This is a genomic window from Anaeromyxobacter sp. SG66, assembly GCF_022690805.1.
GTDB classification, from domain to species: Bacteria; Myxococcota; Myxococcia; order Myxococcales; family Anaeromyxobacteraceae; genus Anaeromyxobacter; species Anaeromyxobacter soli.
In genome coordinates this window covers 1-10,720 of sequence record NZ_JALCZC010000130.1, presented here as the reverse complement: position 1 = coordinate 10,720, position 10,720 = coordinate 1, and the positions used below count along the sequence as shown (strand labels likewise).

Genomic DNA, 10,720 nt, shown 5'->3' with positions numbered 1-10,720 from the left:
CCGCGCCCGGCCGGCCGCTGGCCTCCGCCGCCGCGCCCTCGTCGACGAGCCTCCCGCCACGCTGCGCGGCGGCGCGGCGGCGGGCCTCCGGGGCGAGGCGTACGGCGTCGGGGTGGCGCGGGTCGAGGCCGAGCGCGAGCTGCAGGTCGGCCGCGGCCTGCGCGAGGCGGCCCTCCGCGAGCGCCTCCTTCCCCCGCGCGACGAGCTCGCCCACGCGCGACGCGCGACCGACGATGGGGTTCTGGCGGACGAGCCGGGCCCGGCGCTCTGCCGCGCGACGCTCGTCCTCGAGGCGCCGAGCCTCGAGCTTCGCGCGCGCCTCGGGCGGCGCCGTCTCCCGGGCGTAGGCGGCGCGGCGGTCCTCGTCCGCGAGCACGTCCCGCGCCTCGGTGACCCTGCGGAACACCCGCTCCAGCCGTTCCCGGTAGCTCCCGAGCCGGCGCCCTGCGTAGCGGTCGGGGTGGAAGACTTTCACCTGTTCGAGGTAGGCAGCGCGGGCCGCCTCCACCGAGGCGTTCCACGGCAGGCCCAGCGCCTCCCAGTGGGTCCAGCCGTCCGCGTGGGCTGCGGCGAACAGGACGTCCTTCCGACGGTCGAGCTCGAGCTCGACGTCCTCGGCGAGGTCCGCGGGTGCGAACCGGAACCCTCTGAATTTGTCGCTGTTCAAGCCAGATGACCCCCGCCACCCGCTGGCCAGGCGACATTACCGGCCGTCACGGGGAGGGTCAACGCGGCACACCACGGATGGTGCGCCACCCGAAAGGCCCGGTATGGCCGGACCCACCTCTAGCGGGGGGACAGCAGCAGCTCAAGCAGCGCCTTCTGGGCGTGGAGCCGGTTCTCGGCCTCGTCGAACACCGCCGACTGCGGCCCTTCGAGCACACCGTCGGAGATCTCCTCGCCACGGTGGGCCGGGAGGCAGTGCAGGACGATCGCCTCCGGACGCGCCTTCTGCATGAGCGCCTCGTCGACGATGAACCCCGCGAACCGGCGCTGGCGCTCGGCCGCCTCGCCCTCCTGGCCCATGCTCGCCCAGACGTCGGTGTTCACGACGTGGGCGCCGTCCACGGCCTCCGCCGGCGAGCGCACGACCCGCGCGTGGGCGCCGGCGCGGGCGAGGAGCTTCGCATCGGGATCGTAGCCCTCGGGGCACGCGATGCGCAGGTCGAAGCCGAGCAGGACGCAGGCCTCGAGCCAGCTGTTCGCCATGTTGTTGCCGTCGCCGATCCAGGCCACCGACAGCCCGCCCTTCGAGAGCGCGTCCGCGCCGAAGCGCTCGGTCACGGTGAGCAGGTCGGCGAGGAGCTGGCAGGGGTGCGACGAGTCGGTGAGGGCGTTCACCACCGGGACCGAGGCGTAGCGCGACATCTCCTCGATCTTCTCGTGCTCGAAGGTGCGGACGACGAGGCAGTCGAGGTAGCGAGAGAGGACGCGCGCGGTGTCGCGGATGGGCTCGCCGCGCCCGAGCTGCGTGTCCCGCGGCGACAGCATCATGGCGTCGCCGCCGAGCTGGTAGGCGGCCACGGCGAACGAGACGCGCGTCCGCGTCGACGCCTTCTCGAACACGAGGCCGATGGTCGCGTGCTCGAGGGGCCTTGGCCCCCGCTTGCCGAGGAGCTTCCACTCCGCGGCGCGCTCCACGAGCTCGAGGAGCTCGGAGCGGTCGAGATCGGTGAGGCGGAGGAAGTCGCGCTTCGTGCCGGTCGGGCGTGCCATGGGGGGATCTCCGCTGGATCAGGACTTCGCGGGCGCCGCCGCGAGGGCGGCGGCGAGCCGCTCGACGGCGAGGTCCGCCTCGGCCGCCGTGAGGTTGAGGGGAGGAGCGAGGCGCAGCACGTCCTCGCCGATGGCGTTGACGAGCAGGCCGCGGGCGCGGGCGCCCTTCATCACCTCGGCCGCCGAGACGCCCTTCACCACCAGCGCGAGCAGCATGCCCCGGCCGCGCACCGAGGCCACCCGGCCGCCGGCGGCGAGCCGCTCGAGCCCCGCCCGCAGCCGCGCGCCCACCTCCCGCGACCGCTCGAGCACGCCGCCCGCGAGCTCCGCGAGCACCGCGAGCGCCACCGCGCAGCCGAGCGGATTGCCACCGTAGGTGCTGCCGTGGCTGCCGGGCGTGAGGTGCTGGCCGACCTCCTCCGACGCGAGGAGCGCGCCGATGGGGAAGCCGCCGCCGAGCGACTTCGCGCTCGACATGAGGTCGGGGACGACGCCCGCCCACTCGTGCGCCCACAGCTTCCCGGTCCGGCCCATGCCGGTCTGGACCTCGTCGAGGCAGAGCAGCACGCCGCGCTGCCGCGTGAGCTCGCGCGCCGCCTGCAGGTACCCCTCGGGCGCGGGGATCACCCCCGACTCACCCATGATCGGCTCCACGATGAAGGCCGCCGCCGTGCCGTCGAGCGCGGCCTCGAGCGCGGCGACGTCGCCGAACTTCACGTGGCGTACGCCGGGGACGAGGGGCTCGAAGCCCTGGCGGTACTTCTCCTGCCCGCCCACGGTGACGGTGAAGAGCGAGCGTCCGTGGAAGGAGTCGTCGCACGAGACGATCACGTTGCGCTCGGGGTGGCCGAGGTCGTGGTGGTACTTGCGGGCGAGCTTCAGCATCGCCTCGTTGGCCTCGGCGCCGCTGTTGCAGAAGAAGGCGCGGCTGGCCCACGGGGTCACCTTCAGCAGCGCCTCCGCGAGCTCCACCTGGCGCGGGATGAAGTAGTGGTTGGAGACGTGCCACACCGTGCGGGCCTGCTCCTCGAGCGCCTTCACGAGCGCGGGGTGGCAGTGCCCGAGCACGTTGACCGCCACGCCGCCCAGGAAGTCGAGGTACTCGTTCCCGTCGGCGTCCCAGACCCGGACGCCCTCGCCGCGCGCGATCGCCACCGGCTGTTGCCGGTAGTTGGGGGTGAGCACCTTCTGCGCGCGCTTTGCGACGGCCTCGTTGTTGCCGGTCATCTAGCGCTTATAGCAGCGGCGGGGCGGGTGTTCTAGAGCGGCGCGGGCCCCGCGGGTCAGCGCTTGCCGGCGGGGCGCGGCGGCCACGTCGGCGCGCGGACGCGCTCCTCTCGTACGGTCGCGTTGTACGCGCCGGACGGCCCCAGGTGACGCGACAGGTCGAAGTCCGGCCGCGGCTTCGCGTTCACGAACGCCGCGAGGTCGACCGCCTCGCCGTCCTGGAGGTTCGGCTCGTCCGGCGGCATCGTCACCTTGAGGAACCCCGCCAGCTTCGTCGCGTCCGCGAGCCCCGCCCCCGCGTTGTACGAACGCGGGCCCCAGACCGGCGGGTCGCCCTGGCCGTCCTCGCCGTGGCACGCGGCGCAGCGCTCCGCGTACAGCGCGGCGCCGCGCGCCGTGTCGACCTTGGCCGGATCCACGGACAGCTTCGGGAAGCTGCGCGGCCCGAGCGGCGCCTTGGGGTTCTGCGCGATCCGCTCGCCGGTCGAGAGCCACGTGAGGTACGCGGTGATGGCGACGGCGGGTGCGCCGCCGTTCGGCGGCCGCTGCCCGTTCATGCTGCGCATGAAGCAGTTGAGGACCCGATCCTCGAGCGTGATGACCGCCTTCTCCCGCGGGGACCACGCCGGATAGGCCGCCGCGACGCCGACGAGGGTCGCGCCGCCGGCCTGCGCTCCGGCCTGCGGGTGACAGGACGCGCAGCTCAGCGCGTTCTTCACGTACCGACGCGTGAGCGGGTGCGTCCCGGTCCGCTCGAAGAGCTCCTTCCCGAGCCGGATCGTGTCCCCGAGCGGCCCCTCCGGCAGCTCGCGCGCGGCGGGCGCCTCTTCCGCGCCGCGCGCCGCCGCGGGCGCGATCCCCGCGGCGGCGAGGACGAGCGCGAGCGGGGCCAGGCGGCGGGAGAGCATGGTGACCTCCGGAGCCACCGTCGGTCCGTGGCTCGCCCGCGGCAAGCGGGCACGTGGGGCGGTGAGCGATCGGCCGCCCGGAGGGGTGGACGGCGGGCCGCCGCTACAGGATGTACCGGGCGAGATCCTCGTCCTGGGCGATGCCCTCGAGCCGCTCCCGCACGTACGCGGCGTCGATGACGATCCGCTGGCCGCGCAGGTCCGGCGCGTCGAAGGAGATGCCGTCGAGCAGCCGCTCCATCACCGTGTGCAGCCGGCGCGCGCCGATGTTCTCCATCCGCTCGTTCACCTCCGCGGAGATGCGCGCGATCTCCTCGACGGCGTCGTCGCGGAACTGCACGTCCACGCCCTCGGTGGCGAGGAGGGCGGTGTACTGGCGGACGAGGGAGCTCCTCGGCTCCTTGAGGATGCGGACGAGGTCCTCCCGGCCGAGCGGCTCGAGCTCGACGCGGATGGGGAAGCGGCCCTGCAGCTCGGGGATGAGATCCGAGACCTTCGCCACGTGGAAGGCGCCGGCGGCGATGAAGAGCACGTGGTCGGTCTTCACGACCCCGTACTTGGTGTTGACGTTCGACCCCTCGACGATGGGCAGGAGGTCCCGCTGCACGCCGCCGCGCGACACGTCCGGCCCGTGCCCGGCGTCGCGCCCAGCGATCTTGTCGATCTCGTCGATGAAGATGATGCCGGCGTTCTGCGCGCGATCGAGCGCCTCGCGGACCACCCGGTCCATGTCGACCATCCGGGAGGCCTCCTCCTGCGTGAGGAGCTCGAGCGCCTCCTTCACCTGCACCTTGCGCTTCCGCTTCTTCTGGCCCCCCCCGAGCATGCTCACGATGGGGTTGTTCCCGAGCTGGCTCATCATGTCCTGGAGGCCCTGGGCCATGTCCTCCATGCCGGGCGCCATGAACGGCATCGGCGGCGGCTTCTCGGTGAGCTCCACCTCGACGAGCTCGTCGTCGAGCGTGCCGGCGCGGAGCTGCGCGCGCGCCCGCTCGCGGCCGCCGGCCGCCGGCGGCGCCTCCCCCTCGCCCTCCCCGCGCACGCGCGACACCGCGCTGCGGAACCCGAGCCCGAACCCGCCACCGTACCCGAGCGCGTCGAGGACCTTCTCCTCCGCCGCCTCGCGCGCCCGCTCGCGGAGCTTCTCGACCTCCTCCTCCTTCACGAGCTTCACCGCGGCCTCCACGAGGTCGCGCACCATGGCGTCGACGTCGCGCCCCACGTAGCCGACCTCGGTGAACTTCGAGGCCTCGACCTTCACGAACGGCGCCCCGGCGAGCCGCGCGAGGCGCCGCGCGATCTCGGTCTTCCCCACCCCGGTCGGGCCGATCATCACGATGTTCTTGGGCAGGATCTCGTCCTTGAGCTCCGGCCCGACCTTCTGGCGGCGCCAGCGGTTGCGGAGGGCGTTCGCCACCGCGCGCTTCGCGTTGCCCTGCCCGACCACGTGGCGGTCCAGCTCGGCGACGATCTCCTTCGGCGACAGATCCTGGGGCTTCACGGCCTAGAGCTCCTCGAGCGTGAGGTTCGCGTTCGTGTAGATGCAGATCTCCGCGGCGAGCTTCATCGACTCCTCCGCGATCTGCCGCGCCGGCAGGGGCGAGTGGGCGAGGAGGGCGCGCGCGGCCGCGACGGCGTACGGACCGCCCGAGCCGATGGCGACGACCGCTCCGCCCGGGACGGGATCGGGCTCAATGACGTCCCCCGCGCCGGACAGGACGAGGACGTGCTCGCGATCCGCGACGACGAGCATGGCCTCGAGGCGCCGGAGGAGCCGGTCCGTGCGCCACTGCTTCGCGAGCTCGACGGCCGCGCGGGGCAAGGAGCGCGCGTGCTCCTTGAGCTTCTTCTCGAACAGCTCGAAGAGCTGGAACGCGTCGGCGGTCGCGCCCGCGAAGCCCGCGAGGACCGAGCCCTCGGCGAGCCGGCGGACCTTCCGCGCGGTGGACTTCATGACCGTCTTGTCGAGCGTGACCTGCCCGTCGCTCGCCATGACGACCTTGCCGTCGCGGCGGACGCAGAGGACGGTGGTGCCGTGGAAGGGGCGCATCGCCCGTAGGTAGCGCCGGACGGGCGCCCGGGCAACGGCGGAGATCGCCGCGGGACGCGGCGGCCGGAGCGCGAGGGTCAGCTCCGCTCGCGCTTCGCGCGCGGATGGGCGGAGTCGTAGACGGCGGCGAGGCGCTTCCAGTCCACGTGGGTGTAGCGCTGCGTCGTCGAGAGCGAGGCGTGCCCGAGGAGCTCCTGGATCCCGCGCAGGTCGGCGCCGTTGCCGAGCAGGTGCGTCGCGAAGCAGTGGCGCAGCACGTGCGGGTGCACGTGGCGAGGCAGCCCGGTCGCGATCACCGCCCGGTCGAGCCGCCGCGCGACCGAGCGTGGGCTGAGCCGTCCGCCGCGGTAGTTGAGGAAGAGCGCCTCGCGCGCGCCGGCGTGGTCGCGCCCCGCCGCGAGGACCGGCCGCGCCTCGTCGAGGTAGCGGCCGATCGCCTCGGCCGCCGTCACGCCGAACGGGACGATCCGCTCCTTGCTGCGCTTGCCGAGGACCCGCACGAGCCGGCCGCCGAGATCGACCGAGCCGCGGTCGAGCCCGGTGAGCTCCGAGACGCGCAGCCCGCTCGCGTAGAGCAGCTCGAGGAACGCGCGGTCGCGCAGCTCCAGCGGCGCGGCGAGCGCGGGGGACTCCACGAGCGCGGCGACCTCCTCCTCGGGCAGGACCTCGGGCAGCCGCTTCGGGCGCCTGGGACCGGAGACCGAGCGCGCCGGGTTCGCCTGGGCGAGCCCCTCGCGCACGAGGAACCGGTAGAGCGTCCGGATCGCGGAGAGCTTGCGCCCGAGGCTCGTCGCGCCGGCGTCCGCCGCCGCGCGCGAGAGGAAGGCGCGCACGATCGCGGGCGAGGACGGCACGACCCCCTGCCCTGCGCTCGCGAGGTACGCAGCGTACTGGGCGAGGTCGGTGAGGTACGCCTTCACCGTGTGCGGCGAGGCGCGTCGCTCCGTGCGGAGGTAGGCCGCGAAGCGCTGGATCTCGGGCGGAAGGGTCCCCTCGTCGACGGGCACGCTGCGATCGGTAGCACCGGGGTGGGCGGGAGGCGAATTCTGGGTCGAGGTCGAGGTCGAGGTCGCGCCGCCCCTCACCTCGGAAGGTCGGCCACGTACACCCCCGCCCGCTTCGGGTCCGCGACCGCGTAGGCGACGCCCCGCGAGTCGGGCCCGAGGAAGCGAGCGGTGCCGGGGAGCACGTGCGTGTCGATCGAGCGGAGCTTCCCGCCCTCCCAGAGCGCGACGTCGAGCGCGATCATGTCGGAGCGCTGCCAGGTGAGGAGGAGCCGCCCGGGGTCGCGCGGGTCGAACTCGAAGCTCTTCACCCCCTGCGCCACGGCCTCCGGCTTCTTCCCCCCGGCGATCCCGGCGGCCGGGACGCGCTCGAGGTCGCACGCCTCGCCGTTCCGCGTGCAGCGGGTGCGGTAGTAGAGCCAGCGCGCGTCGGGCGAGAAGGCGAAGCCGAACACGCCCTGGGCGACCCGCTCCGCCGGCGTCCCCTTCGGCGTGTCGAGGTGCGCGAGCGCGAGGTCGACCGAGTACCCGCCCCGGGTCGTGTGCTGCAGCATCGCGACGTGGGCGCCGTCCGCCGAGACCTCGAACTCGGAGACGTTCGCGCCGAAGGTCCGGGGCGACTGCCCCGGGCCGCCCGCGCCGAGGACGCCCGCGCGGACTCGCGGATCGTACTGCTCGAGCCAGGCGAGGCGCGGCGCGCGGGCCGCCCAGCGGAACTCGCCCACCTCGCGACCGCACAGGGCGCCCGGCTTGCCGAGGGGGCCGACGTGGAGCTCGCCCTGCTGCCCGGGCGCGATCCCCGCGACGTAGGCGAGCGCGGCGCCGTCCCGCGAGAACGCGAACGCGCCCGCCTGGCGCGCGACGCGCGCCGGCGCACCGCCCGTCGAGAGCATGAGGTCGTACCCGGTCGCCGTCTGGACGGTGAACGCGTAGGCCGCGCCGCCCGGCGCGAAGGCGTACTCGCCGGTGCGCTCCGCCACGCGGGCGGGAGGCTCGCTCGCGGCGCGAACGGCGAGCAGCGTCCCCCCCGCGCGGACGCCGCGGCGGGCGAGCGCGGTGGTCGCCCCGGCGCGCGGCGCGCCGTCCTTGGCGAGGAGCTCGAACGAGGAGAGGCCCTCGGCCCCGGGCAGCCACGCGGGGGGCTCGCCGGGGTTCACCCAGAGCAGACGCCCGCCCGCGATCGCCGCCACGCGCTCGCTCCCCGGCACGAACCCGGTGAACGTCACGCCGTCGGCGATCCTCGCCGGCTCGCCGCCGGCGCGGGCGACGTAGAGCGTGCCCGCGCCCGAGAGGTAGTCGTACTCGCCCAGCGCGGCGAGCACCGCGCCCTGGGGCGCCCACGCGAACCCGTGCGGGAGCGTGGTGACCGAGGGCGCCACCTTGCGGGCCTCGCCGCCGGCGGCCGCCACCACCCGCAGCGCGCAGCTCGCGGTCTGGGGCGGGAGGTACTGCCCCTTCACCTCGGCGCACCCGTCGAGGAACGCGAGCCAGGCGCCGTCGGCCGAGGCCTTCAGGGCGCGCACCTGCCCGCGCATCACCGCGCGGCCGAGCCCGTGCTTCTTGGCGGCGTCGTGCTCGCCGGTGCATCCCGCCGCGAGCGCGGCCGCGGCGGCGAGGGTCAGGGCCCGGAGGCTCCAGGGGTGGCGTCCGCAACGGGGTCGATCCACGGCGCGATCTCCTTTCGCGCCCGCTCGACGTGGGCCTCCTTCCGCGCGGCCTTGCCGCGGTGGCGCCCGGTGAGCGGGGGGAACAGCGCGAAGACGACGTTCGACGGCTGGTAATCGTACCCCGGCGGATGGGCCTCGCCGGTGAGATGTCGATGGAGCGCCCCGAGCGCGGTCGCCGGGGGAGGCGGGCGGAAGCCCCTTCCGGCGAGCCGGTCCAGGATCGCGCGCGCCGCGAGGTGCCCGCACGCGGCCGACTCCACGTAGCCCTCGACCCCGGTGATCTGGCCCGCGAAGAACAGGTGCGGCCGCTCCCGCGCGGAGAGGTCCGGCGCGAGGACGCGAGGCGCCTCGAGGAACGTGTTCCGGTGGATCTGGCCGAGGCGCACGAACTCGGCGTTCGCGAGGCCGGGCACCTGCTCGCGGAAGATGCGCCGCTGCTCCGGCCAGGTGAGGCGGGTCTGGAACCCCACGAGGTTGTACGCCGTCCCCTCCACGTCCTCGCGGCGGAGCTGCACCACCGCGTGCGGGCGCCGCCCGGTGCGGGGGTCCTCGAGGCCCACCGGCTTCATCGGCCCGAACGCGAGCACCTCCGCGCCCCGCTCGGCCATCACCTCGATCGGCAGGCAGCCCTCGAAGTAGCGCGGCTCCTCGAAGTCGTGCGCGGGCACCTTCTCGCCGGCGAGCAGCGCCGTGACGAAGGCGCGGTACTGCGCCTCGTCGAAGGGCAGGTTGAGGTAGTCGTCCCCGGCGCCCTTGCCGTACCGCGAGCGCGCGTACGCGATCGAACGGTCGATCGAGTCCGCCGCCACGATCGGCGCGATGGCGTCGTAGAAGTGGAGCCGGCCGCCCGCGAAGGCGGCGATGTCCGCGGCGAGCGCGTCGCCCGTGAGCGGCCCGGTCGCGACGAGCGCGAGCTGTGGCCCCTCGGGGAGGCGCAGCACCTCCTCCTCCCGAAGGTGCACGCGAGGGTGGGCGCGGAGCCGCGCGCCGACGAGCGCGCTGAACCGCTCGCGGTCCACGGCGAGCGCGTCCCCCGCCGGGACGCGGGTCGCGTCGGCGGCGGAGAGGACGAGGCTGCCGAGGCGGCGCAGCTCCTCGTGGAGCAGCCCCACCGCGTTGTGCGGGTTGTCGGAGCGGAGCGAGTTCGAGCAGACGAGCTCGGCGAGGCCGCCCTGCGTGTGAGCGGGCGAGCGCCGGCCCGGCTTCATCTCGACGAGCTCCACCTCGGCGCCGCCCTCGGCGAGCCGCCACGCGGCCTCGCTCCCCGCGAGCCCGCCGCCGATCACCGTCACGTGCGCCTGTCCCATGACCACCCGTCGTCCCATCGCATGGCTGGCTCCCCGCCAGCCGGGCGCCTACCGATCTCTCGGAACCCCGACGACCTGGCCGCCTCGACCCGCGGTGCGCAGGTTTCGAGCCGGGCGCGCCCGGGGCCCGGGGGGCGGCGGCGAGAGAGGTTTCGGCCGGACCGGGCGCGCTCCATCTACCGTCCCGACGAAAGGAACGCAACGTGGCCGACGACAGGTTCGAGACGCTGAAGAGCGAGCTGCAGCGCCGCCGCCGCGTGATCCTCGAGACCTTCCGCCGCGCCGACGCCGAGCTCGACGCGCTCCGCTCCGCCGAGCGGGATCCGGAGTTCGAGGAGGGGGCGCAGACCGACCACGAGGCGTACACCCTCGCGCGCCTCTCCGAGAACCAGCGCCGGGAGCTCCAGCAGATCGACGCCGCGCTCGCGCGGATCGACGCGGGGACGTACGGGATCTGCAAGGACTGCGACCAGGAGATCGACCCGCGGCGGCTCGCCGCCCTCCCCTACGCGCTCCTCTGCACGGAGTGCGCGGCCGGGAGCGAGCGGGCCGCGGCGCCGAGGTTCGTCGCGCCGCCCCAGCCGGGGATCTGATCTAACGGGGGCTGCGCCCCCGCCCCGCCGACGGCTGACCGCCGTCGTCGGGGGCCCCACCCCTGCTCGCCGGGTCCCGTGCGCCTACGCGTGGCGGCTTCGCCGCGAACGCGTAGGCGCGTTGATCTGACGGGGGCTGCGCCCCCGCCCCGCCGACGGCTGACCGCCGTCGTCGGGGCCCCACCCCTGCTCGCCGGGTCCCGTGCGCCTACGCGTGGCGGCTTCGCCGCGAACGCGTTGGCGCCCCG

Annotated in this window: 10 protein-coding genes; 1 reads left to right on the top strand and 9 read right to left on the bottom strand. The window is 74.7% G+C overall.

Annotated features, from left to right (window positions below):
• The 9 genes from MNZ39_RS21415 to trmFO all read right to left on the bottom strand — a co-directional run.
• Window positions 1–667, bottom strand: a 667-nt coding sequence (locus tag MNZ39_RS21415; RefSeq protein WP_242341134.1) for a DnaJ domain-containing protein, incomplete at its 3' end; no start/stop codon positions are given.
• A gap of 119 nt (window positions 668–786) precedes the next feature.
• Window positions 787–1,716, bottom strand: coding sequence for an ornithine carbamoyltransferase (gene argF / locus MNZ39_RS21410; RefSeq protein ID WP_242341133.1), 930 nt, complete (start codon window positions 1,714–1,716; stop codon window positions 787–789).
• A gap of 18 nt (window positions 1,717–1,734) precedes the next feature.
• Window positions 1,735–2,943, bottom strand: a complete 1,209-nt coding sequence (locus MNZ39_RS21405) for an acetylornithine transaminase (protein WP_242341132.1) — start codon at window positions 2,941–2,943, stop codon at window positions 1,735–1,737.
• 56 nt (window positions 2,944–2,999) lie between these two features.
• Window positions 3,000–3,851 carry a c-type cytochrome gene (locus MNZ39_RS21400; RefSeq protein WP_242341131.1) on the bottom strand — a complete coding sequence of 284 codons (852 nt, stop codon included), beginning with the start codon at window positions 3,849–3,851 and terminating at the stop codon, window positions 3,000–3,002.
• Between the two features lie 103 nt (window positions 3,852–3,954).
• Window positions 3,955–5,352, bottom strand: a complete 1,398-nt coding sequence (hslU, locus tag MNZ39_RS21395; protein ID WP_242341130.1) for an ATP-dependent protease ATPase subunit HslU — start codon at window positions 5,350–5,352, stop codon at window positions 3,955–3,957.
• A gap of 3 nt (window positions 5,353–5,355) precedes the next feature.
• Window positions 5,356–5,901 carry an ATP-dependent protease subunit HslV gene (hslV, locus tag MNZ39_RS21390; protein ID WP_242341129.1) on the bottom strand — a complete coding sequence of 182 codons (546 nt, stop codon included), beginning with the start codon at window positions 5,899–5,901 and terminating at the stop codon, window positions 5,356–5,358.
• A 77-nt stretch (window positions 5,902–5,978) separates the two neighbouring features.
• Window positions 5,979–6,908 (bottom strand): tyrosine recombinase XerC, encoded by a 930-nt coding sequence (gene xerC, locus MNZ39_RS21385; RefSeq protein ID WP_242341128.1) that lies wholly within the window; start codon window positions 6,906–6,908, stop codon window positions 5,979–5,981.
• Window positions 6,909–6,982: 74 nt separating this feature from the next.
• Entirely contained in the window at window positions 6,983–8,572 is a 1,590-nt protein-coding gene (locus MNZ39_RS21380; RefSeq protein ID WP_242341127.1) for a hypothetical protein, read from the bottom strand.
• Window positions 8,524–9,879, bottom strand: coding sequence for a methylenetetrahydrofolate--tRNA-(uracil(54)-C(5))-methyltransferase (FADH(2)-oxidizing) TrmFO (gene trmFO, locus MNZ39_RS21375; RefSeq protein ID WP_242341126.1), 1,356 nt, complete (start codon window positions 9,877–9,879; stop codon window positions 8,524–8,526). The genes MNZ39_RS21380 and trmFO overlap by 49 nt, the downstream gene beginning before the upstream one ends.
• A gap of 203 nt (window positions 9,880–10,082) precedes the next feature.
• Here trmFO and MNZ39_RS21370 point away from each other — a divergent pair, with 203 nt between their 5' ends.
• Window positions 10,083–10,472, top strand: a complete 390-nt coding sequence (locus tag MNZ39_RS21370) for a TraR/DksA C4-type zinc finger protein (protein WP_242341125.1) — start codon at window positions 10,083–10,085, stop codon at window positions 10,470–10,472.
• The last annotated feature ends 248 nt before the right edge of the window (window positions 10,473–10,720 follow it).

Coding starts and splice junctions, on each gene's coding strand:
- MNZ39_RS21400 (WP_242341131.1), bottom strand. CDS start 3,851: ATGCTCTCCCGCCGCCTGGCCCCGCTCGCGCTCGTCCTCGCCGCCGCG.
- hslV (WP_242341129.1), bottom strand. CDS start 5,901: ATGCGCCCCTTCCACGGCACCACCGTCCTCTGCGTCCGCCGCGACGGC.
- argF (WP_242341133.1), bottom strand. CDS start 1,716: ATGGCACGCCCGACCGGCACGAAGCGCGACTTCCTCCGCCTCACCGAT.
- trmFO (WP_242341126.1), bottom strand. CDS start 9,879: ATGGGACAGGCGCACGTGACGGTGATCGGCGGCGGGCTCGCGGGGAGC.
- MNZ39_RS21405 (WP_242341132.1), bottom strand. CDS start 2,943: ATGACCGGCAACAACGAGGCCGTCGCAAAGCGCGCGCAGAAGGTGCTC.